We start from the raw sequence: 22,913 nt of genomic DNA, 5'->3' as shown, positions 1-22,913 counted from the left end.
CGTCTGGCCGCAGTTTGCCGGCGCGCTCGTCTGCATGATCGCGTACAGCGCGATGTCCGGCGCCGTGCCGTGGCTCGTGCGCAGCCTCGTCGACGACGTCTTCCAGAATCGCAACGAGCGCATGTTGACGGTGCTGCCGGTCCTCATCGTCGTCGTGTTCGTGGCGCGCGCGGGCGTCAATTTCGGCCAGGCGTACCTCAACGAATGGGTCGGCGAGAGCATCGTCTACGACCTGCGCGCGCGCCTTCACCAGAAGGTCCAGCGGCTTCCGGTCTCGTTCTTCGACCGGACCTCGTCGGCAACCATCGTCTCGGGGATGACGACCGACGTGCAGCTGGTGCGGCAGGCGCTCACTGAAGGCGCCGCATCGGTGCTGCGCGACGTGACGACGATGGTCGTGCTCGTGGCCGTCGCGTTCCACCTCGATCCGGTGCTGTCGGTGATCGCGTTCTTCGTGCTGCCATTGATCGTGCTGCCGCTGCAGGCCTTGTCGCGAAAGATGCGTTCGCTGTCGCGGCGCGGGCTCGACACGCTCGGCGGCCTGTCCGCGCTGCTGCTGGAGACCGTGCAGGGCGCGCGCGTCGTCAAGGCGTTCGGAATGCAGGAGTACGAACGAGGCCGTTTCGAAGGCGAGAACCGCCGCCTGCGCCGCCTGCATCTGCGCGCCGCAAGGATCGGGGCTTTTACCGCGCCGATGACCGAAGTGCTTGCCGCCGTCGGCATCGCCGCCGTGCTCTGGTACGGCGGACGCTCGGTGTTCGCCGGAGGCCGCACGGCCGGCGGCTTCCTCGCCTTCATGACGACGCTCGTGCTGATCTACGACCCGTTCAAGAAGCTCGCGCGCACCAACAACCTTGTGCAGGCGGGCCTCGGCGCGGCCGATCGCGTGTTCGCGCTGCTCGATCATCCCGAAGAGACCGTTTCGCCAGCAGACGCGTCCTCGCGAACTGCGTCTTCGGCGGATGCGTGTGCGCAAACCGGGATCGCGATCGACGGCCTGCGCACGGCGATCCGTTTCGAGAAGGTGAGTTTCTCGTACAACGAGATCGAGGTGCTGCACGACCTCGAGCTCGAGGTTCGCGCCGGCGAGGTCGTCGCGCTGGTCGGGCCGAGCGGCGGTGGCAAGACGACGATCGCCGACCTCATCCCGCGGTTCTACGACGCGAGCGCGGGACGCATCACCATCGACGGCACCGACGTGCGCGACCTCAAGCTCGATGCGCTGCGCTCGCTGATCGCGGTCGTCACCCAGACGACGTTCCTGTTCAACGACACGGTGCGCGCGAACATCGCCTACGGACGCGCGGACCGCGTATCCGACGACGCCGTCGTCGTCGCCGCGGCCGAAGCGGCGTTCGCGCACGAGTTCATCGTGAAGCTGGCCGACGGCTACGACACCGTCGTCGGCGAGCTCGGCGTGCAGCTTTCCGGCGGCCAGCGCCAGCGCATCGCGATCGCCCGCGCGCTTCTGAAGGACGCGCCGATCCTGATCCTCGACGAAGCGACGAGCGCGCTCGATTCGGAGTCCGAGCGCGCGGTGCAGGCCGCGATCGAGCGGCTGATGACCGGCCGCACCACGCTCGTGATCGCGCACCGCATGGCGACGATCCGCCGCGCCGACCGCATCCTCGTCGTCGAGGACGGCCGCATCGTGGAGTCTGGAACTCACGACGAGCTGATTGAAGGCGGCGCGCTCTACCGGCGGCTGCACGAGCTCGAGCTCGACCGCGAGGCCGACCGTTGAGCGTGCGCGCGCTGCGACGCTACGACGCGTTCGCGCGCTTCGAAGTATCAGCCGCGACGTTCCTGATCTGGTCGGTGCTCGCGCTGCTCGGACGCACCGTGCGCTGGACGCGCCACGGAGCCGAAGAAATCGAACGCTGCTGGCAGGCCGGCGAGCCGGTGCTGATGGCGTTCTGGCACGGCCGCGCGATCATGCTTCCGTTCGTCTATCGCGGACGCGGCGCGAGCATCATGAACAGCACGCACCGTGACGGCGAGATCGTCTCGCGCGTGATCGCGCGCTTCGGCGTCGAATCGACGCGCGGATCGTCGACGCGCGGCGCGGTCTCCGGCCTTCTCGGGCTGGTTCGTGCGAGCCGGCGCGGCCGCGATCTCGCGCTGATCCCCGACGGACCGAAAGGACCGGCCGGCATCGCCAAGGGCGGAGCCGCCGAGCTTCTGCTCGCGACCGGCGCGCCGCTCTTTCCGATGGCCGTGAGCTGCACGAAAGGATGGCGCCTGCCGACGTGGGACCGGCTGATGATCCCGTATCCGTTCGCGAAGGTGGTGCTCGTCGTCGGCGAGCCGCTGCGCGCGGAATCGCGCGGGCCGGTATCGCGAGAGGACCTGCGGCTCGAGCTCGAGCGTCGGCTGCGACTTGCGACCTTGGAGGCGGACCGGCTGGCCGGTCGGGCAAGTCCGGAGGAGACGTGAGCGGGGCCGCGCAAAGCCTCGCTGCAACCTCGATGCGCGCGATCTATTCGGCGGCCGGCGTCGCTGTCGCTGCTGCCACGCTGGCGCGGTCGATGGTTGCGCATGAGGAGGAACGCCACCGTCTTCGCGAGCGTTGCGGTCTCTGGGACGGCCATCCGATGGCGAGTAGTCCGTGGGTCTGGATCCACGGCGCATCGGTCGGGGAGGCCGACATCGCCGTGGCAATCGCCCGCAGACTGGCCGAAAAGTCCGCGGATGCGCGCGTCGTGATTACCTCGACGACCACCAGCGGACATGCTCGTGTGATGCACGAGCAGGTGTTCGAATCGCGTTACTTTCCGATCGACTTCGCCCCGTTCATCAACAGGATTCTGGCGCCGATCGCGCCGTCGTTGTTCGTTGCGGTCGAGACCGAGATCTGGCCCGAGATGCTCCGGCTTCTCGGCGACAGGGGCGTGCCGGTCGCGTTCGTCAACGCGCGCCTGTCGGACCGCTCGATGCCGCGATACCGGCGGCTGCGGCCCTGGATCGCTCCGCTCCTTTCCCGCACGGCGAAGGTCTGCGCGCGCGATGCGGAAGCGGCTGGCCGCTGGCGCTCGCTCGGAGCTTCAGACCGGGCCGTCGAGGTCACCGGCAACATCAAGTTCGATCTCGCCGTGCCGTCCGGGCGCGAGGCGGCGCCGGCGCTGCTGCGTACCGTCGCAGCGGCGCCGATCTTCCTCGCGGCGTCGACGCACCAAGGGGAAGAGGAGCTCGCGCTCGAATCATTCCGGCTGGTTCGCGCGAAGCTGGCTCACGCGAAGCTTCTGATTGCGCCGAGGCATCCCGAGCGTGCCGGCCAGGTTGTGGAGCTCGTGCGTGCGAAGGGGTTTTCGGTTTCGGCCGTGGGCGGCGCGCTCCCGGAAAGAGAAGCCGCGCTGTGGCCGGATGATGCGGATGTCGTCGTGATCGACCGCCTCGGACTTCTGCAGCGTGCGTACGCGTCCGCCGTCGCTGCGTTCGTCGGCGGCAGCCTCAGCGCCGGACCGGGCGGGCACAACCTTCTCGAAGCGGTCGTCGCGGGCTGCCCGATCGCGTGCGGACCGCATCTCGAAAACGTGCCCGACCAGCGCGAGCTGCTCGCGGCGAGCGCCGCGATCCGGACTGTGGAGGACATCGACGAGCTCTCGACGTTCTGGATCGAAGTTGCCGGAACGGCGGAAGATTTTCGTGCGGCTTCACGCGCTGCTCGAGCTGCGATCGAGGCCCGCCGCGGCGCTCTCGAACGAACCGTGAACGCGCTGCTTCCGCTGCTCCCGTCCACGGATGGGCGCACCGAGCGAAGGAGCATCGGCTGATGCCCTCGCTGCGGCCGCCAACGATCGAAGACGTCTGGTACGGCGACCGGCCGGCGGCGAGGGGCATTCGTGCGGCTCTCGCGCCGGCATCGATGCTGTTCGGCGCCGGCGTTGCCGTGCGCAACGCGCTCTATGCGTCCGGCCTCCTGCCGGCCGGCCGTGCACCGGCGCGGGTCGTCAGCGTCGGAGCTCTTCGCGTTGGAGGAGCGGGCAAGACGCCGTTCGTGCTGTGGCTCGCGCGGCGGCTTTGCGAGCAGGGCATGCGCCCGTGCATCGTCACGCGCGGCTACGGAGGCAGCGGCGGCGAGAACGCGTTTGTGCTGCGCGCGACCGACGCATCGACCAGTACGATCGTCGACCGCGCCGGCGACGAGGCCGTGCTGCTGGCGATTCGAAGCGGCTGCCCGGTGGCGGTCGGGCACGACCGCCTCGCCGCATGCCAGACCGCCTGGAAGAAGCTGATCGAGAACGGCGAGCCGCCGGACGTGTTCGTGCTCGACGACGGCTTCCAGCACCGCGCGCTCGCGCGCGACGTCGACATCGTGATGACGTCGGACGCCGACGCCTCGATGCGACTGCTCCCGGCGGGTCCGCTGCGCGAGCCGGTGTCGGCGCTCGGCCGCGCTGCGGTGGCCATTGCGCTTGCTGCACCGGATGCACGCGCTGCAGCCTCGGCAACCGGTGCAACACGTGTCATTCGTGCCGCGATGCGGCCGTCGATGCTCGTCTCTTCGGTTGCCGATGTTTCCGGCGATGCGCCGTCGTGGCTTTCCGGTCGCGAGATCGTTGCGGTTGCCGGGATCGCGCGGCCCGAGCGCTTCCTCGATGATCTCTCGCGCGCCGGCGCCCGCGTTACCGCCGCAATCGTGCGCCGCGATCACCACCGCTACGACGAGCCGGACGGAGCCGAGATCGATCGCGCGGTCGCTTCATCGCCAGGGGCCGTAGTCGTCACGACCGAGAAGGATCTGGTCAAGCTGACGCACCTGCGACCGCGGCTTGGCATGCTCGCACTGCGGGTCGAGCTCGAACTCGAAAGCAGAAAGGACGAGAACACTCTCATCGGCCTGGTCACGAGAAAATAAATCAGTGTCTGTCCCCGAATTCCGGAATAAAGGGTGAATCAGTGAAACGGCATACCTTAAACCCCCACGCTCTGCCTGCTTCCGCAGCGCTTTTTCGCATCGTAATTGCTTTCGCCATCGTCCTTGCGTCGAACGCAATAGCAGCGGCACAACATCAATGCGGTGACGTAGTCGCTCCCGACGGATTACAGGCGAGTGATGCCTTGGCGGTTTTAAAAAAAGCCGTCGGGACCGATGTTATTCTGACCTGCACCAATGAGATGACGTACGATCTCCGCGGCACCGATTTCTCCGAAATCCTGGATTCAGATCGTAGTGACTACATCGACCTGTCGAATGCCGATTTAACTGGCGCCGATTTTCATGGGTTGGGAACTGAATTGGCTCACTTTAACGGCGCGATCCTCCGCAACGCCGATCTAAAGAATTCGACATGGGGAAGCGCGAATTTTAACGGAGCAGACTTTCGCGGTGCCGATCTGCGCGGGGCGAAATTCACCGGCCGGTCAAACCTCATGGCTGCGGATTTTCGCAATGCGGATCTTCGACAGGTGACTTTCGATCACGCGATCCTCCTGGGTGCAAAGTTCGACGGTGCTCTGCTCAACAATGTTCTGTGGGATTCTACGGTGATCTGTCCTGACGGTTCACAGGGTCCATGTCACCCTTTGCCATAAAGCGTGTGCACTGGACTCACGTGTCGGTGGCAACAAGGACACGATCGGCACACCAGCTCTTCCGCCTCGCTTCTCCGACCTGCTGGACCTCCGAGTTCCCGACGGCGAGCACCAATACTTCGTCGAGATTCTCCGCATCGGCGCCGTAGCCGACGTGCGCTCCGGGAGCGCAGCCGGCTACCCTTAACGCAGAACAAGTAGCCAACCTCGGGGTTCGGCTGCTACAACGCGCTGATGACTCCACTTGGTCGATCGCTCGGCGTGCTTGCTCTCGTGCTCGCGACCGCGGGAGCGGCTTCGGCCGATCTTCCCGCGCCGTGGCAGCATGCCGACGTCGGCGCTGTCGGCGCGGCGGGCACGGCTTCCTATGGCGCGGGCACGTTTACCGTGGTCGGCAGCGGCGCCGACATCTGGGACAACGCCGACGAATTCCATTTCGTCTACCAGACCATGACCGGCGATTTCGAGATCAGCGCGCATGTCGCCTCGGTCGGCGACACGGGACCATGGGGAATGGCGGGTGTGATGATTCGCGACGGGCTGTCGGCCGGCGCGAGGCACGGAATCGCCAGCGTCACTCGATCGCAGGGACTGTCGTTTACCTGGCGAGAGAACAGCGGAGGCAGCAGCTCGTTCCAGCCCGGCACCGCCGAGACGGCGCCGACGTGGGTCAAGCTGCGTCGCGTCGGCAATCAGCTGACGGCGCTCAGGTCCGGCGACGGCAACGCATGGGTCCCGTTCGGTGCCGCAACCGTTGCTCTGCCGGACGAGGTCATGATCGGCCTTGCCGTTTCCGCGGTGAACGATGGCGCGCTCAACACATCGACGTTCGACAGCATCGCGATCGGGCCGCCCGGCACCGAGACGGTTCCGACCGTCAGCGTGGATCCCGCCGTCGTCTACCAGCAAATGGACGGCATCGGCGTCAACGCCAACCATCGAAGCTGGCGCGGCGGCGAGCTCATCCCGGCGCTCGACCGGCTCATCGACGAGGCGGGCATGCGACTGTTCCGCGTCGTGTTCGATCTCAGCGACTGGGAAGACCCCAACGACAACGGCGACTCGGCCGTGATGAATCAAGCCTATTACAATGCGCTCTACGCGACGACGCGCTTCGAGCCGTTGTGGGAAATGGCGGAGTACCTGAACAGCCGCGGCATCACCGACGGCCTCATGTTCAACTTCATGGGTTGGGGGCCCGACTGGATGGGCGGACACAGTCTTGCGCCCGGCATGGAAGACGAGTGGGCGGAGATGATCACGTCGCTCCTCGTGTACGCGAGAAACGTGCGCGGCATCGACTTCAAGCTCGTCGCGCCGAACAACGAGCCGAACATCTCGAACGAAGGCATCTCTACGGTCAACGGCGCGCAGTATGCGACTGCGCTGCACGCGCTCGCGCAGCACCTCGACGCCGCCGGCCTCGGCGACGTGCGCCTGGTTGCACCGGATCTCGCCGGCGGCGGCACGGCTTATCTTCCCGAGCTGCTGGCCGACGACGTCGTGATGGCGAAGATCGCGCGCTTCGGCGTCCACAGCTATTCTGGCGGCGGCGGCGGCAGCAGCGGTATTGGAGATCTGATTGCGGCGTCCGATTATCCGCAGACCCCGTTCTGGATGACCGAGTTCAACGTGTGGTGCGACGGCTGCGACCAGGGCGTGCCCGGCGACTACAACTGGGAGTACACGCGCGGAACCGCCGAGTACCTGTTCGACCACCTCGCCAACGGCGCCGCCGGCGCCACCGTGTGGGAAGGCTACGACAGCTCGTACGCGCATCATGCTCCGGCGCCGTGGAGTTTCTGGGGAATCCTGCGCGTGGACGACATTCACGCGGCGTCGTACACGTACAGCCCGCGCAAGAACTTCTATACCGTCGCGCAGTTCAGCCGCTTCATCGCCGCAGGTGACATGCGGATCGGCGTGAGCACGACGGAGTCCGGCATCGATCTGCAGGCCTATATGCGGCCGTCGACGGGCGGAGTGGCAATCGTCGGTTTCAACGACAACGACGTCCCGACAGACCTGGTCGTCGACGTGTCCGGGTTGCCGGCGGTGACGACCTTGCAGCTCGTACAGACGACGTCGAGTCTGAGCTTCGACTACGGACTGCCAATCGATGTGGTCGACGGACAGGTGCATGTGACCGTTGCCGCCGACGCAGTCTTTACGCTGACGTCGGATGCGATCGGCGACATTCCGGCGTGTCCACCTGCACCGGCGTTTTGTCGTACGCCGATCGAACCTCAGGCTTCCACGCTCAGCCTTCGCAAGAGCGAGGATGCTGCGCGAGACAGCCTGTCGTGGAGCTGGAAGAATGGGCAGGCTGTCGACTTCACGACGCTCGGCGATCCGACGACGACCGATGCGTACGATGTTTGCCTCTACGATGGCGGCGCTCTCGTTCAGGGCTGGGTCGCGCCTGCGGGCGGATCGTGCGGCGGGTCGCCGAGCGCACCGAGACCGTGCTGGCGCGCCAGGACGACCGGCTATTCGTACAGCGACAAAGGCCTGAGCCCAAGCGGGCTCTCCAAGATCAAGCTGCAGGCCTCGCCGATCGACGGAGAGGCGGCCGCGAGCGTGAAAGGGAAGGGCGTGGCGCTCGCGCTCACGTCGCCGGATGCGCTCCTCGGCCCGCTCGACGTCCAGATCCGCCGGCACGACGGCGGCGCGTGCATGGGAGCAACGTTCAGCGCGCCGTTTGCGTCGCAGTCGGCCACGAAGTTCTCGGCGCGCTCGGATTAGCCGGCGAAGAAAGCGCGTGTGGATGCCGCGCAGCAGCGGGGCTGCGAGTGCACTACGCGGAAATTGACTCGTCAGGAGCCCGCCTGCCTATTGTGCTTCGACAAAAGGCGTGGGAAATTCGGAGCAATGATCCGAAACCGCAGTAACCGGGGGTCCGTGTCAAAGGAGGGTTCGATGAAACGAATTCTGGCGGCTTCCATCGCCATGGTGTCGGTATTCCTGCTCGCAGGCGTCGCCGGTGCCGGCGGCAAACCCGACGGTGCAACCTGCCACGTTCACAAGAGCTGCCAGAGCAAGCTCTGCCTGCGCCAGCAGCCGACCGACAAATTCGGCAAGTGCTGCGACCAGCAGGACTGCGCCGAGCAGAACAAGCAGTGCGGAGAGATCGACAACGGCTGCGGGATTCCGATCCAGTGCGGCGACTGCGGCCCGGGCAGCAACTGCGTGAACAACCAGTGCGTGCCCGGCACGACGACCACCACCACGACGTCGACCACGTCGTCGACGACGACGTCCTCGACGACGACGACGACGAACATCGACGGCTGCGGCAATCACGTCTGTGGTCCCGAGTCGTCGCCGCTCTGCAGCGAGAGCGGTGGAAGTGGCGGCTACTCGGATTGCTACGTGTTCCAGAACACCGACAGCACGTGCGGCGTTTGCGCCAGCAATTTCAACTGCGTGACGCCGAACTGCACCCAGACCAGCGACTGCGGGCCAGGTCAGGTCTGCGCAATCAATTCGTGCTGCGGCGCAGGTGGAATCTGCACGAACACGTGCACGCCGACGCCGCCGTCGACGTCCACCACGACTTCATCGACGACGTCCTCGACCACGACGACCTCGACTACGTCGACGACCAGCACGACGCTCGCCGAGCTGCCCAAGAGCTGCGCGGGCTACTGCGGAGAGTCCCGGACCGTACCGCCGGGCTCGGGCCCCGACTGCTACTGCGACAGCCTGGCCTGCAGCTTGAACGACGGCTGCGCCGACTTCGTCTCGCAGTGCGACAGCATCCCGATCTGCGTCGACTGATATCGCCGGCGGCGGACGCTCATGCCGCCGGCATGAGCGTCCGCATGCGCAACGGCACGATCATCTCCGGCGACGCGCCCCATCTCTGGTCCCGCTGGATCTATCTCCGCATTCTCGGGCTCCTGTACGTCACCGCGTTTCTCTCGCTGTCATCCGAGATCGTCGGACTCGTTGGTCCGAGCGGACTCTTTCCAGCCGGGACGTATCTTTCGAGTCTCGCCGCGCGAATTGCCGGGGACTCGAGCCGGCTGCTCGCGGCGCCGACGATCGCGTGGCTCGGATCCGGAGCGTGGGCGCTTCAATGCTATTGCTGGGTCGGTGTCGCCGCAGCTGTGCTGGTGGTCGTCAACCGAGTGCCGCGGTTGGCGCTCGTGGTCTGCTGGGTCTGCTACCTGTCGCTGCTGACGATTGCGCCGCAGTTCTCCTGGTACGCTTCCGATAACCTGCTGCTCGAGGGCACCGTCCTCGCGGTCTTCGCCGCGCCTGCCGGATTCCGTCCAGGGCTGGGGAGCCGCTCACCTTTCTCCGCTGGGATGCTCTTTCTCTACCAGTGGCTGCTCTTCCGCCTGATGCTCGAAACGGGGATGTCGAAGGTACTCAGCAGCGATCCGATGTGGCGTTCGCTATCGACGATGGACTTCTTCTTCGAAACGTCGCCGTTCCCGACCTGGATCGCGTGGTTCGCCGAGAAGCTTCCGCAGGCTGTGCATCAGCTTTTCACGGCGTACGTTCTTTTCGTCGAGGTTGGCTGCAGCGTGCTGCTGTTCCTGGGGTCGCGACTTCGCAGATTTGCCCTGGTCGCCTGGACTGTGATGCACGTCGGCATCCTGCTGACGGCCAACTTCAACACGTTCAATTACCATTCGATCGCGCTCGCGATTCTGCTTGCCGGCGATGACGACCTCAGGCGCGTGCTGCCACTGCGGTCCGCCGCCAGGATTGACGGGGAAAGGCTGCCCGAGCGGCGGTGGCGCAAGCGCGCGGCACGAGGGTTTCTCTTCTTCCTGTTCGCTGTTTCGTCTCTGGCGATGCTCAAGTTCTTCGAAGCTCCGATTCCTCCTGTGTTGTCGACGCTGCTCCGCGAGACCGGCGCATTTCGCAGCGCGAACTCCTACCAGCTCTACCCGGTCATCCCGCGGCAGCGGCGGGTCATCGTGTTCGAAGGATCGAACGACGGCGGCAAGACATGGTTGCCGTATGAGTACCGGTTTCAGACACAGCAGCCCGATGTCAGACCTCGCTTCTTCGCACCGTTCAGCCCGCGGTTCGATCGCGAGGCGTCGCGGTCCGTCGAATTGGATCCCGTACCGCCGTACACAAAAGTCCCGTATGTCCTTCGCACGGCGCGCGCGCTCCTTGACGGGGAACCGTCGGTCCTCGCGCTGTTTGCCGCGGACCCGTTCTCGGCTTCGCGTCCGGACATGATCCGGACGGTGCTCTATCGGTATCGGTTCACCGATGGGCAGACGCTTCGTCAGACCGGAGAATGGTGGTCGCGGGAGGCGCTCGGTCCGTATTCACCGGCCATCGTTCGTGACCCGATCAGCCACGAAGTCCGCTACGTGGGTGCGGACGAGCATCCGTGAGATGGAGTTCCGCAGCCTGCTGTCTCAACTTTCCTTGCCGCTCGGAATGAACCCAGGAATTCCGGTCTCCACGACGGGATTGAACCTGACGCGCAACTTGATTCCTCGTACCCCGTGCCGTCGCGGCGCGACTCTAGATGTCGATGACCAGGTCTTCGCGCGGGCGCGAGCAGCAAGTCAGCAAGTTGCCGTCCGCGGGAAGTTCGAGCGGGGCGGGATCGTACGTCACCGATCCGGAAACCAATCCGCACTCGCAGGTGTGGCAAACTCCGGTGCGGCAAGACCAGCGCACCGGGACGTCGCAGGCTTCCGCGAGTTCCAGCAGGTTCTGGAATGCGGAATCCCACGAAACCGTGAGGCCCGCGCGGGCGAAGGACACTTTTGGCCCAGCACCGGGCGATCCTGGTGGCGCGTGCGGCAGGCGGCGCGGCGGACTCTTCACACCCGGAGCAATGGATTCGCCCGAACCGAACACTTCCGAGTGGATGCGATCGCGTGCGACGCCCCAGTTGCCAAGGCCAGTGGTGAAGTCTTCGAGGAACCCCGCAGGGCCACACAGATAAAAATCCGATTCGCGGGATACGTCCAGTTCTTCGAGGGCCGTGACGGTCAAACGGCCGGCCGAGTCGTAGTCCACTCCCAACCGATCCGTCGCTTCGGGGCGGCTGTAGCGGACGTGGCTCCGGGCCTGGGGCAGCTTGCGCAGCAAGTCGCTCACTTCTCGGGCAAAGGAATGATTCGAGCGATCGCGCGCTCCATGAATCCACCAGACCGGGCGCGGCGTGGCAGATGCTGCCAGTGCGTGGAGCATGGCCAGCACCGGCGTCACACCCACGCCAGCACTCAGCAGCACCGCAGGACGATCGCCGCGTTGCAGGGTGAAAGCGCCTCGGGGTGCGCTGACATCCAGGACATCGCCGGTTCGAAGCTGCGTCCGCAAGTACGTGCTGGCGACTCCATGCGGTTCCTGCTGAACGCTGATGCGATAGCGGACGGCGTCCGGAGGACCCGATAGTGAGTAGCTGCGCAAGACCGGGGGCGCATCGGCTTGCGGACGGAGTCGCAACACGACGAACTGGCCGGGCAGAGGTACAGTCAACGTGCGATCGTCCGTAGGCTCCAGCAACAGTGAGAACACAGTGCGGCTCTCGCTATCCACTCTGGCGACCTTGAGCGGCCGAAAACCCGGTGTGGCCGTGACCATCTGCTCCGCTGAAGCCAGACCGTGATTCCCCGTGGACGAGCCCGGCTGCATCTTCTGCAGAAGCAGAGCCTGAAAGGAGTGTTTCCAGCCAGGGCTCAAGGCCGGGATGCGCAAGGCGCGCTCAATGTCGCGTATGGCGGGCCCGGGAAGATAGAGCAGCGCGTTGATCGTCGCCACGGTCATTCGCTCGGTGCCCTGCGCCACTCGGACGATTTCGTCGCCGGCGCCCACCTCACCCTCCTCGAGCACACGGAAATAGAATCCCGGGCGCTGGTGAGCGACGAGCAAGGCCGGCATCCTGGGCTCATTCATGCGGATGCCTACGCGATAGCAGGTCACGCGCGGTTGCGTCACCTCAAACAGCGCGCCGCCGATCCGGTAGCGGTCGCCGACGCAGACATCGCTGTCGGCCAGGCCCTCCACGGTGAAGTTTTCTCCGAATTGCCCGAACGTGAAATCACTTCGCTTCAGCTCACGTTCCCAGAAGCGATAGGCATCCATCTGGTAGACGAAGACTGCGCGGTGCTCTCCGCCGTGACCGTGCAGATCGCCTTGCGCATCGCCGTCGACGTTCAAACGCCCGACCATGCGCCGCCCCACGACCGGCTCCTTCCACACCGAGGTGTAGACGGTCTTTCCGCGCCACGCGATCTCGCGGGGGCAACCCACGTTGACGGACAACAAGCGCGCCATTCACGTTCCCTCGTCGCCTCCGCTCTTCGCGGCGTTACCAGCGTCCGAAATGAGCACCGCCATCGACGTACAGGATGTGCCCCGTTACCGTCGCGGCGTCGGTCAGATACAGGACCGCGTCCGTGATGTCCTTGACCGTCGACGGCCGTCCCATGGGCGACAGGTCGGCCATCACGTCGCGCGGAGTGTCGCGATGCATCGGCGTGTCGACGACGCCAGGCGCGACGGCGTTCACACGGATTCCGTCCTTGGCAAACTCCATCGCCAGGTGCTGGGTTACCGTTTCCAGGCCGCCTTTGGTGATCATCGGAACCGCCGCCAGCACGCCGCGGATCGGATTGCGGGCGAGCGCCGCCGTGATTGTGACGATGCTCCCGCCAGTCCCCTGAGCCAGCATTTGTCTGACGGCAAGCTGGGTGAGGTGCAGGAACCCTTCGAGGTTGGTCGAGACGAGTGACCGGAAGTCGTCGGCCGTGTACGCCGTGAATGGTTTGGCGAAAAAAATTCCGGCGTTGTTGACCAGTACGTCAATCGACCGGAAGCGGGACAGTGCAGTTTCGACGACTCTGGCGGCCGTTGCCGGCTGACCGATGTCACCGTCCACAAGCGCGATACGGTCGGAGGCCGCGAGCTCGGCGGAGCTGGTCACATTCCTCGAGCTCGCGACAACGCGGAACCCGCGTTCGGCGAACGCCTTGACGACGCCGGCGCCAATGCCCTGCGAGGCGCCGGTGACGAGGGCGACCCTGCGTTCCATACTCACGGCGACTTCACTTCGTTGAAGTCAGAAGTTTCAGCAGCGCCTCGGCGCCCGCTTTGGACGACGCCGGATTCTGGCCAGTGACAAGTCTCCCATCGGTCACGACGAAGGGCGCCCAGTTGGCTGCCTTCTCATAGAGCCCGCCGAGGCGCTTCAGCTCATCCTCCACGAGAAACGGCACTACCTTTGTAAGGTGGACCGCTTCTTCCTCGCCGTTGGTGAAGCCCGTTACTCGCTTGCCCTTGACGATCGACTGGCCCTCGTACTGAACACGGTGGAGGACACCCGGCGCATGGCAGACCGCGGCCACCGGTTTGCCGGAGCGGTAGAAGTCTTCGATGAGAGCAATCGAAATCGGGTCCTCGGCCAGATCCCACATCGGGCCGTGGCCGCCGGGATAGAAGACCGCGTCGTAGTCCGCGGCCTTGACCTCGCTCAGCCGCACGGTGTTGGCGAGCACTGCCTTCGCCGCGGGATCACCCTTGAATCGCCGCGTCAGATCCGTCTCGCCCTCCGGCGTGTCGCTGACCGGGTCGAGCGGTGGCTGCCCGCCTTTGGGTGAAGCGACGGTCACGGTCACTCCGGCGTCGAGAAAAGTGAAGTAGGGCGCCGCGAATTCCTCGAGCCAGAAGCCGGTCTTGCGGCCCGTGTCTCCGAGCTCGTCATGAGAAGTCAAAACCATGAGGATCTTCATCGTGGGACTCCTTGAGCTCGTGACACAAGGTCGAGGAAGCAGGCGTCGAGTCGGTTGCGACTTTCAGCCCGGGCGCGTCGGCATGCGGAACTCTTAGCGTAAATATCTTGAATTCGTCCAGTGAAGACCGCGGGTACAGCTCAGGACTTGCGGTGTCCGAAAAACCTGTTCACCTCCCGGGTCAGCGGGCAACCGCGGCCCCGGCGGTTTGACCGCCGACGTCATCGCACGCAATATCCGCCGCTTTGCCGCGGAGGATTCGGACCGAATGTCATTTCCAGAGAGCGTTTCGTGAAGGCACTGGTTACCGGTGTCGCCGGGTTCATCGGTTCGACGCTCGCCGAGCAGCTCGTGGCCGGCGGGCATGACGTCGTCGGGATCGACTGCTTCCTCGATTACTACCCGCGCGAGCTCAAGGAGAGAAACCTTTCGGGCCTCTCGAAGAACCCCCGCTTTCGCTTCGTCGAGGAGAGCCTCGTCGATGCCGACCTCGGCTCGCTGGTCAGCGGCGTCGACTGGGTCTTCCACCAGGCCGCCCAGGCGGGCGTGCGCTCGAGCTGGGGCGAAGACTTCCGGATCTACAGCGACAACAACGTCTACGCGACGCAGCGCCTGCTCGAGGCCTGCCGCGGCGGCGCGCTGCGCAAGTTCGTCTACGCGTCGTCCTCGTCGATCTACGGCGACACCGACGATCTTCCGATGCGCGAGACCAGCATCCCGAAGCCGGTCTCGCCGTACGGCGTCAGCAAGCTCGCCGCCGAGCACCTGGTCTGGCTGTACTCGAAGAACTTCGGGCTGCCGACGGTCTCGCTGCGCTACTTCACCGTGTACGGACCGCGCCAGCGGCCGGACATGGCGTTCCACCGCTTCATCCGCGCGGCGATCGAGGACAAGCCGATCGTGCTCTACGGCGACGGCGAGCAGTCGCGCGACTTCACGTTTGTCGCGGACATCGTCCAGGCGAATGTTTCGGCGGCCGAATCCGAAGCGACGGGCACGGTCTACAACCTCGGCGGCGGAAGCCGCACGACTGTCAACGAAGTGATCGACACCATCGGCCGGCTGGTCGGCCGCACGGTGCGCGTGGACCGCAGGGAAACGCAGAAGGGCGACGTGCGGCACACTGCGGCCGATACCAGTGCCGCGCGCCGCGAAATCGCTTTCGCGCCGAAAGTGACGCTCGACGAAGGTCTCGAGCGCCAGGTCGCATGGCAGAAGAGTCTGTGACTAGCGACCGGGAAGCGGTCGAGAACAACGGTCGTGAAGCGGTCGAAGCAACGACTGCGAAGCGGTCGAAAACAAGCACCACCGGAGTAGCGCCATGACCGTACACGCCAAGTTGCTCGAAGTGCTGGTCTGTCCTGCGTGCAAGGGGCCCGTCACGGCCGTCCGCCTGCAGGATGCGGCCAAGGCCGCGTTCGGAGCGGATGCGGCCGCCGCTGCGCCCGCCGGCGACGCCCCGCCCATCGCGCTCGACTGCCCGCAGTGCAAGCTTCGCTATCCGATCGTCGATGAAATCCCCGTGATGCTGATCGACCAGGCCCAGCGCATCTGACGGCGTCGATTGTTCAGCGCTCTGCCTGAAGGCTACGTCGATCGCGACCGTGGCAACTGGCGCGTGATCGCAGCGCGCCTCGAGCTGCGCGAAATGGAAGCATTGCTGGACGCCGTTCGCACCGGCGCCGCAGCAGGAGAGGAAGTCGCCTCCGGGCGCGGCGGTGCGCGGCGCATCGTCCTGCGCGGAGGCAAGGTCGTGTTCGTGCGACGCTACCTGCGCGGCGGATTGGTCCGCCACTTCGTGCGTGACCTCTATCTGCTGAGACCTCCGCGCCCGATTCGCGAGCTGCTCGCGACCGAAACCGCGCGCGCCGCGGGATGCCGCGTGCCGATCGTGCACGCGGTAGCGGTCGAGGAGAGCGGGCCGTTCTATCGCGGCTGGATCGTCACGTCGGCGATCGAGGGCGCCCGCGCCTACATCGACCTGTTCTCGGGCGCGGACGAAGCCGGGCGGCGGAGTCTTCTTGGCGCCGCCGGCAGCTCGATCCGCGCGCTCCACGACGCCGGCGTCTACCATCCGGATCTGAACGGCCACAATCTGCTGATCGACGCCGACGACGAGGTCGCCGTGATCGACTTCGACAGGGCCCGCCTGGCCGCGCCCGGTCGGCATCGCCTCGGCGAAAAAGGCCGCGACCGCTTCTGGCGCTCTCTGAAAAAGCTCACAACCGCGCGCGGCGTTGCGCTGGACGAAAGCGAGCGTCGCTGGCTCGAACGCGGTTACGCGCGATAGAATGCGCACCGTATGAAAAGCATGACCGGATACGGTGCGGCGACCGGGCACGTCGAAGGCTGCCGGCTCACGGTCGAGGTGCGCTCGGTCAACCAGCGCTTCCTCGACCTCAAGCTCAACATGCCGCGCGAGTACGGGCCGTACGAGCCGGATCTGCGTCGCGTGGTCTCGGCTGCCATCGAGCGCGGGCGCGTCGAAGTCCACGTCTCGCGCACGCTGCCGCCGCGCAGCTCCGGCATCGCGCTGCAGAAGGACGTGGCGGCCGCATACATCAAAGGCTGGAAGCAGCTCCAGAAGGAATTCGGCCTGACGGGATCCCTCGACCTGTCGCTGCTTGCCGGACGCGGCGATCTGTTCACGGCGGCCGAGCCGGCGGCGGACGCGAAGGCGGAAATCGAAGAAGTCGGGCGCCTGCTCGACAAGGCGCTTGCTGCGCACAAGAAGGAGCGCGAGCGCGAAGGCGCGCACCTCCGCCGCGACATGCAGCTGCGCATCAAGAACCTTCGCACGATCGTGAAGTCGCTCGAGAAGGCCGCCGCCGGAGTCGCTCCGCGCCTGAAGGCGAAGCTCGAGAAGCGGCTTACCGAGTTGCTCGGCGTCACCGTCGACCCGGCGCGTCTGGTGCAGGAAGTGGCGCTGCTTGCCGATCGTTCCGACGTCACCGAAGAGCTCGTGCGGCTCGCGAGCCATCTCGGCGCGCTCGACGAGCTCGTGCGCTCGAATGAGCCGGTCGCCAAGCGCGTCGATTTCGTGCTGCAGGAAGTCAACCGCGAGCTCAACACGATCGGATCGAAAGCCTCGGACATCGACGTGACCAACCTCGTCGTCGGCGGAAAGTCGGAGGTCGAAAAGCTGCGCGAGCAGATCCAGAATGTCGAGTGAGCCGGCGGCCGGCCGCATCGACGCCGCCGGCAGCAGCGATAGAAAAGACATGCCCTCCCAGTCCCGTCCAGGTCTGCTGTTCATCGTCTCCGGGCCGTCGGGCGCGGGAAAGACCACTGTCGCGAGCGCCGCGCTGCGCGCGTTTCCCGAGATGATCATGTCGGTGTCGGCGACGACGCGTGCGCCGCGCGAGGGCGAGCTCGACGGCATCGAATACCGCTTTGTCGACGACCAGGCGTTCGATGCGATGGTGCTGCGCGGCGAGCTTGCCGAATGGGCCGTCGTGCACGGCTACCGATACGGAACGCCGCGCGCGCCGATCGAGACCGCTATGGCCGCCGGCCATGACGTGCTGCTCGACATCGACGTCCAGGGCGCCGCGCAGCTGAGGAACACGTTCCCGTCCGCGATCACCGTGTTCCTGCTGCCGCCCGATCGGGCCACAATGGAGGAACGCCTGCGCGGACGCGGCACCGACTCCGAGGCAACCGTCCAGCGTCGCCTCGAGAACGCGTGCCGCGAGATCGCGCGGGCCGCGGAGTATCACCACGTGATCGTCAATCGCAGCCGCCCGCAGGCCATCGCCGAGTTCGAGGCGATCGTGCGTGATGCGCAGCGTTTCGGCGCCGACATTCCGCGCCGCCTCGGAGGCATGACCGAAGAGGAGCTGGCGCGGCTGCTGCGGTCGTTCGAGGAGCCGGCGTGAACGTCCAGGACCTCATCAACCGCATCAAGGAGTACGATCCCGGCGCCGACACCGCGATGGTCGGCGAGGCCTATCGCTTTTCGGCGAGCCATCACGAAGGCCAGCGGCGCGCATCCGGCGAAGCCTACGTGACCCATCCGCTCGCCGTCGCGTCGATCATCGCCGAGATGCGCCTCGACGTGCCGACGGTCGTCACCGGCCTGCTGCACGACGCGGTCGAAGATACCTCGGCGACGCTCGACGACATCCGTGAAGGGTTCGGAAGCGAGGTCGCCGCGCTCGTCGACGGCGTCACCAAGATCACGCGCCTCGAGTCGGACACGGCCGAGAACCAGCAGGCCGAGAATCTCCGCAAGATGCTGGTCGCGAGCGCCAAGGACGTGCGCGTGCTGCTCGTCAAGCTCGCCGACCGCACGCACAACATCCGCACGCTGCAGCACCTGTCGGAAGAGAAGCGCAACCGCATCGCGGCCGAGACGCTCGAGCTCTACGCGCCGCTCGCCAACCGCCTCGGCATCAACTGGATCAAACAGGAGCTGGAAGACATGTCGTTCCACATCCTGCATCCGGTCGAATACGAGGAGATCCGCGAGCGCCTCTCGCTGCAGAAGCTCGAGCGCGAAGGCTACGTCAAGGAAGTCACCGGTCTGATCTCCAAGCGTCTCGAAGCGGCGGGCATCGAAGCATCGGTGACCGGACGCACCAAGGGGGCGTACTCGATCTGGCGCAAGATGGCCGACCAGGCGCTGTCGATCGACGACGTCTACGACGTGGTCGGGTTCCGCGCCCTCGTCGCGAGCGACCGCGAATGCTACGACGCGCTCGGCGTGCTGCACATGTACTGGTCGCCGGTTCCGGGCCGCTTCCGCGACTACGTCGCGCTGCCGAAGGCCAACGGCTACCAGTCGCTGCATACGACGCTGATCGGCGTGTACGGCGAGCGCCTCGAGATGCAGCTGCGCACGCACGACATGCACAGCGTGGCTGAGTACGGCGTCGCTGCGCACTGGCGCTACAAGGACGCCGACGACACCGAGCAGACCGAGTCCGAGCGGTATGCATGGCTGCGCCAGATCCTCGAATGGCAGCAGCACTTCGACGATCCGCGCGAGTTCCTGTCGTCGGTAAAAGACGACCTGTTCGGAAAAGACGTCTACGTGTTCACGCCGAAAGGCGAGGGCTTCACGTTTCGCAAAGGCGACACCGCGCTCGACTTCGCATACCGGATCCATTCCGAGGTCGGCAACCACGCTGCCGGCGCGCGCGTCAACGGCAAGGTCGTGCCGCTACGCTACGTGATGCAGCAGGGCGACACGGTCGAGGTCATCACCACCGAAAATGGCGCGCCGTCGCGCGACTGGCTCAAGTTCGTGCGCTCGCCGCGCGCGCGTGAGCGCATCGTTTCGTACATCCGCGCCGAGGAGCGCAAGAAGGCGATCGCGCTCGGCCGCGAGCTTCTCGAGCGCGATCTTGCGCGCTACGGGCTCGATCTCGAGATGCTGCACAGCGACGACCGCTTCTCGCGCGCGCTGATCCACTTCATTCGCAAGGACGAGGATTCGCTGCTCGAGGCCGTCGGCTACGGACGCATCACCGGCAAGCAGATCCTGACGTTCCTGCTTCCCGACGAGACCATCGACTTCGAGCGCCCGCGCAGGAGCCTTCGCACGTTCTTCGGGCTGTTCGACCGCACGCCGAAGCCGCTCGTCATGGCCGAGAACCTCGACGAGGCGATGGTGCGCTTCGCGAAGTGCTGCGAGCCGCTGGCCGGAGAGGAGATCGTCGGGTTTCTTACGCGCGGCCGCGGCGTGACCGTCCATTCGAAGGCGTGTCCGCGCCTCGCCGACGCCGAGCGCGAACGCATGGTCGCGGTGAGCTGGCAGAAGGGAGCAACCGCTGCGCGTCCGGCGCGCCTCGAAGTCATCTCGCGCGACCGGCCGCGCCTGCTCGCCGACATGACGCAGGCCATCGCCGCCGCCAGCGTCAACATCGAACGCGCACACGTTCGCACCGTCGGCACGAAGGCCATGAACACGTTCGAGGTCACGCTTTCGTCGATCGAGGATCTCGAACGCGTGATGAGGAATCTGCGCCGCCTGGCGGGTGTCAAGGAAGTGCGCAGGCTGATCGGCTGAGGGAATGCAGGCATGACGAAGAACGTGATCCGCACCGACGACGCGCCGGCCGCAATTGGACCGTATTCCCAGGCTATCGTTGCGGGCGGCGTGCTCTACTGCAGCGGGCAGATCGGGCTGGATCCGCAGACGGGCCAGCTCGTTTCCGGCGGATTCGAGGCCGAAGCGCGGCAGGTCTTCCGCAATCTCGCGCAGGTCGCGGCCGCTGCAGGTCTGTCGTTGAAGGATGCCGTGCGGCTTACCGTGTACGTGACAAATCTTGCGGAGTTTCCCCGCCTCAACGACATCATGCAGTCGGTATTGACTGATCCGTATCCAGCACGTGCAACGGTTGAAGTATCGGCTCTCCCAAAAGGTGCGTGCGTCGAGATCGACATGATCGCAGCTCGCGCCTGAACATCCGGCTTCCGCGCGGCCGCACGAGTCGGGATCGATCTCCGGTCAAACTCATCTCCGGTCCCGCGTCAATCGTATGCGAACGCCCGATCATCCAGCTGGATCGCCGGAAGCTCGTCCTTCTCGCGCCAGTAGTCCTGCGTGTGCTGCCAGTCCGGCTTGTCGCCGCGCTTCGGCATCAGATGCATGCTGCGCTGCAGATAGTTCGGATTGAAGTTCTCCGGATCGATCCATGGAAGGCGCGGCATGCCTTCGTCCTCGGGACGCAGGCGCGGCGTGACGCTGTTGTACCCGTTCTTCTTCATATGGTTGAGAAGGCGGCACACGAAGTCGCCGACGAGGTCCACGCGCAGCGTCCAGCTCGCGCGGAAGTATCCGAAGACCCAGACCAGGTTGGGCACGCCGGTGAACATCATGCCTCGCCATGTGACGGTATCGGCGAAGTCGATGTCCTTGCCGTCCACTGCAAAACGGATGTCGCCGAGCACGCACAGGTTGAAGCCGGTCGCGGTCACGATGATGTCGGCCTCGAGCTGCTTACCTGACTTGAGCAGGATGCCTTTTTCGGTGAAGCGATCGATCTCGTCGGTCTCGACGCTGGCTTTGCCTGCGACGATTCCCTGGAACAGGTCTCCGTCGGGAACGAATGCAACGCGCTGGCGCCAGGGCCGGTACGTCGGGGTAAAGTGCTTGTCCACGTCGTAGTCCGGACCGAGAAACGCGCGCACGCCGTCGAGCAGCTCGGTCTTGACGACCTCGGGCTCGTCGATGCAGCGCTGGGTGAGGACCTGCTGGTCGTAGAGATATTTGCGACGCACGATCTCGTGGATCCAGGTCTCGTCGATCTTGAGCGCGCGCAGCGTGTCGGCCAGCTCGTTCTGGTTCGGCGCAGGGATGAAGTACGTCGGCGACCTTTGCAGCAGCGTGACGTGTCTGCAGTCGCCTGCGATCGCCGGAACCAGCGTTGCCGCAGTCGCGCCCGAGCCGATCACCAGCACGTTCTTGTCTTTGTAGTCGAGGTCTTCCGGCCAGGTCTGCGGATGGATGATCGGGCCGTGGAACTTGTCCATGTCCTTCCACTCCGGCGTGTAGCCCTCCGAGTGGCGGTAGTAGCCCTGGCACATCCACAAAAAGCCCGCGGTAAAGAGCCGGGTCTGGCCGGTGTCGTTACGAGCGCACTCGACGGTCCACCGGTTGTCGCTGCTCGACCAGCTCGCTCGCGAGATCGTGTGTCCGTAGCGGATGTGCGGTGCGAGGCCGTGCTCGTCGATCACCTCGCCCATGTACGTGAGGATTTCGGCGGCGGTCGCGATCGGCGGACCGGTCCACGGCTTGAAGCGGTAGCCGAAGGTGTAGAGGTCGCTGTCGGAGCGAATGCCCGGATAGCGGTGCGTGACCCACGTGCCGCCGAACGTGTCCTTCGCCTCGAGAATGACGAAGCTCGTTCCCGGACACTGCCGCGTCAGGTGGCAGCCGGCGCCTACGCCGGAGATTCCGGCGCCGACGATCACGACGTCGAAATGCTCCGCCTGCTGCCCGGACGTTTCGACCTGAGTTTCGACCATGGCGCCTCCTTCGGCTTCTCGCTGCTTCGTTGCGAGCCGCGCGTAGCTGCGAATCACGGATCAACGAGCAAGCAAGAGCGAGGCCGCGTCGACCGTCGCGATCAAGCCTCGAATTTCAGCGTTGCCTGAACAAACCGGTGCGGCTCGGCCGGAGCGTATGTCATTTCGTGGAAAGTCCGTCGCAACTGTTGGAGCACGCGACGGAGAATGACCGCGATGCGCGGTAAGCGCCCGCGGCATCGACAGGGCTGCGAGGACCGGGAACCGGGGCTGAAGAAGAGCAGGGGAAGCGCCGTTGCGGCGGCTTCGGGAACGGCCGCAGGCGCGGCCTGGCGGTCGGCGGCGGCCTACGCCGCCTTCGTGATCTTTCCGCTGCGAATGCAGCGCGTGCAGACTTTCAGGGTCTTGCGGGTGGCGCCGACGACGGCGTGGACGGTCTGGAGGTTCGGCTGCCAGGTGCGCTTGGTCTTGTTGTTGGCGTGCGAGACGTTGTTACCGACGCCTCGGCGCTTCTGGCAGATGTCACATGTACGGGCCACGGGGAGATCCTCCGGAGAGTTCGCGGAAAGTTCGCGCGGAAAAGGTCGCGCTAGGTAACATGGGGGGACAGGACGGGCAAATCGCGTGATTTTTTGATGGAATCGCACGCTTCAGGACTTGCGTCCGCAGGGGTACGTCCGGCATAGT

At 65.6% G+C, this 22,913-nt stretch carries 20 protein-coding genes; 15 read left to right on the top strand and 5 right to left on the bottom strand.

Annotated features, from left to right (window positions below):
- The first annotated feature begins 34 nt into the window (after positions 1 to 34).
- The 8 genes from VN634_17280 to VN634_17245 all read left to right on the top strand — a co-directional run bounded on the left by VN634_17280 (position 35) and on the right by VN634_17245 (position 10,901).
- Entirely contained in the window at positions 35 to 1,744 is a 1,710-nt protein-coding gene (locus VN634_17280; GenBank protein ID HXC52639.1) for an ABC transporter transmembrane domain-containing protein, read from the top strand.
- Positions 1,745 to 1,746: 2 nt separating this feature from the next.
- Positions 1,747 to 2,436, top strand: coding sequence for a lysophospholipid acyltransferase family protein (locus VN634_17275; GenBank protein HXC52638.1), 690 nt, complete (start codon positions 1,747 to 1,749; stop codon positions 2,434 to 2,436).
- A complete protein-coding gene (locus tag VN634_17270) occupies positions 2,433 to 3,773 on the top strand; it encodes a glycosyltransferase N-terminal domain-containing protein (GenBank protein ID HXC52637.1) in 1,341 nt (446 codons plus the stop codon). Before VN634_17275 ends, VN634_17270 begins: the two co-directional genes overlap by 4 nt.
- Complete coding sequence (gene lpxK / locus VN634_17265) at positions 3,773 to 4,858, top strand: tetraacyldisaccharide 4'-kinase (GenBank protein ID HXC52636.1); 1,086 nt, start codon at positions 3,773 to 3,775, stop codon at positions 4,856 to 4,858. Before VN634_17270 ends, lpxK begins: the two co-directional genes overlap by 1 nt.
- A 41-nt stretch (positions 4,859 to 4,899) precedes the next feature.
- Entirely contained in the window at positions 4,900 to 5,535 is a 636-nt protein-coding gene (locus tag VN634_17260; GenBank protein HXC52635.1) for a pentapeptide repeat-containing protein, read from the top strand.
- A 234-nt stretch (positions 5,536 to 5,769) separates the two neighbouring features.
- Complete coding sequence (locus tag VN634_17255; GenBank protein HXC52634.1) at positions 5,770 to 8,280, top strand: hypothetical protein; 2,511 nt, start codon at positions 5,770 to 5,772, stop codon at positions 8,278 to 8,280.
- A 174-nt stretch (positions 8,281 to 8,454) separates the two neighbouring features.
- Positions 8,455 to 9,315, top strand: coding sequence for a hypothetical protein (locus tag VN634_17250; GenBank protein ID HXC52633.1), 861 nt, complete (start codon positions 8,455 to 8,457; stop codon positions 9,313 to 9,315).
- Positions 9,316 to 9,347: 32 nt separating this feature from the next.
- Positions 9,348 to 10,901 carry a lipase maturation factor family protein gene (locus VN634_17245; protein ID HXC52632.1) on the top strand — a complete coding sequence of 518 codons (1,554 nt, stop codon included), beginning with the start codon at positions 9,348 to 9,350 and terminating at the stop codon, positions 10,899 to 10,901.
- A gap of 133 nt (positions 10,902 to 11,034) precedes the next feature.
- Here VN634_17245 and VN634_17240 read toward each other — a convergent pair whose 3' ends face one another.
- Genes VN634_17240 through VN634_17230 form a run of 3 tightly spaced genes read right to left on the bottom strand, consistent with a single transcriptional unit; the run spans position 11,035 to position 14,252 of the window.
- On the bottom strand, positions 11,035 to 12,798 hold the full coding sequence (locus VN634_17240) for an MOSC and FAD-binding oxidoreductase domain-containing protein (GenBank protein HXC52631.1): 1,764 nt from the start codon (positions 12,796 to 12,798) through the stop codon (positions 11,035 to 11,037).
- 34 nt (positions 12,799 to 12,832) lie between these two features.
- Positions 12,833 to 13,555 (bottom strand): SDR family NAD(P)-dependent oxidoreductase, encoded by a 723-nt coding sequence (locus VN634_17235; protein ID HXC52630.1) that lies wholly within the window; start codon positions 13,553 to 13,555, stop codon positions 12,833 to 12,835.
- A gap of 13 nt (positions 13,556 to 13,568) precedes the next feature.
- On the bottom strand, positions 13,569 to 14,252 hold the full coding sequence (locus VN634_17230; protein ID HXC52629.1) for a type 1 glutamine amidotransferase domain-containing protein: 684 nt from the start codon (positions 14,250 to 14,252) through the stop codon (positions 13,569 to 13,571).
- 291 nt (positions 14,253 to 14,543) lie between these two features.
- Here VN634_17230 and VN634_17225 point away from each other — a divergent pair, with 291 nt between their 5' ends.
- The 7 genes from VN634_17225 (at position 14,544) to VN634_17195 (ending at position 20,661) form a co-directional block, all read left to right on the top strand.
- Complete coding sequence (locus tag VN634_17225; GenBank protein HXC52628.1) at positions 14,544 to 15,479, top strand: NAD-dependent epimerase/dehydratase family protein; 936 nt, start codon at positions 14,544 to 14,546, stop codon at positions 15,477 to 15,479.
- 94 nt (positions 15,480 to 15,573) lie between these two features.
- A complete protein-coding gene (locus VN634_17220; protein HXC52627.1) occupies positions 15,574 to 15,807 on the top strand; it encodes a Trm112 family protein in 234 nt (77 codons plus the stop codon).
- Positions 15,808 to 15,870: 63 nt separating this feature from the next.
- Positions 15,871 to 16,542 carry a lipopolysaccharide kinase InaA family protein gene (locus VN634_17215; GenBank protein ID HXC52626.1) on the top strand — a complete coding sequence of 224 codons (672 nt, stop codon included), beginning with the start codon at positions 15,871 to 15,873 and terminating at the stop codon, positions 16,540 to 16,542.
- A gap of 12 nt (positions 16,543 to 16,554) precedes the next feature.
- The gene (locus VN634_17210) at positions 16,555 to 17,424 is read left to right on the top strand and encodes a YicC/YloC family endoribonuclease (protein ID HXC52625.1); all 870 of its coding nucleotides are present in this window, start codon (positions 16,555 to 16,557) and stop codon (positions 17,422 to 17,424) included.
- A 49-nt stretch (positions 17,425 to 17,473) separates the two neighbouring features.
- Complete coding sequence (gmk, locus tag VN634_17205) at positions 17,474 to 18,130, top strand: guanylate kinase (protein ID HXC52624.1); 657 nt, start codon at positions 17,474 to 17,476, stop codon at positions 18,128 to 18,130.
- Entirely contained in the window at positions 18,127 to 20,265 is a 2,139-nt protein-coding gene (locus VN634_17200; protein ID HXC52623.1) for a bifunctional (p)ppGpp synthetase/guanosine-3',5'-bis(diphosphate) 3'-pyrophosphohydrolase, read from the top strand. The genes gmk and VN634_17200 overlap by 4 nt, the downstream gene beginning before the upstream one ends.
- A gap of 12 nt (positions 20,266 to 20,277) precedes the next feature.
- The gene (locus VN634_17195; protein ID HXC52622.1) at positions 20,278 to 20,661 is read left to right on the top strand and encodes a Rid family detoxifying hydrolase; all 384 of its coding nucleotides are present in this window, start codon (positions 20,278 to 20,280) and stop codon (positions 20,659 to 20,661) included.
- Between the two features lie 68 nt (positions 20,662 to 20,729).
- Here the strand turns inward: VN634_17195 and VN634_17190 are convergent, their stop codons facing one another.
- Positions 20,730 to 22,226, bottom strand: coding sequence for an NAD(P)/FAD-dependent oxidoreductase (locus VN634_17190; protein HXC52621.1), 1,497 nt, complete (start codon positions 22,224 to 22,226; stop codon positions 20,730 to 20,732).
- Positions 22,227 to 22,573: 347 nt separating this feature from the next.
- The gene (gene rpmB, locus VN634_17185) at positions 22,574 to 22,765 is read right to left on the bottom strand and encodes a 50S ribosomal protein L28 (GenBank protein HXC52620.1); all 192 of its coding nucleotides are present in this window, start codon (positions 22,763 to 22,765) and stop codon (positions 22,574 to 22,576) included.
- Positions 22,766 to 22,913 lie beyond the last annotated feature (148 nt).

Source organism: Candidatus Limnocylindrales bacterium, from assembly GCA_035571835.1.
Taxonomy (GTDB): Bacteria; Desulfobacterota; Binatia; order UBA1149; family CAITLU01; genus DATNBU01.
This window is presented reverse-complemented; position numbering and strand designations above follow the sequence as displayed.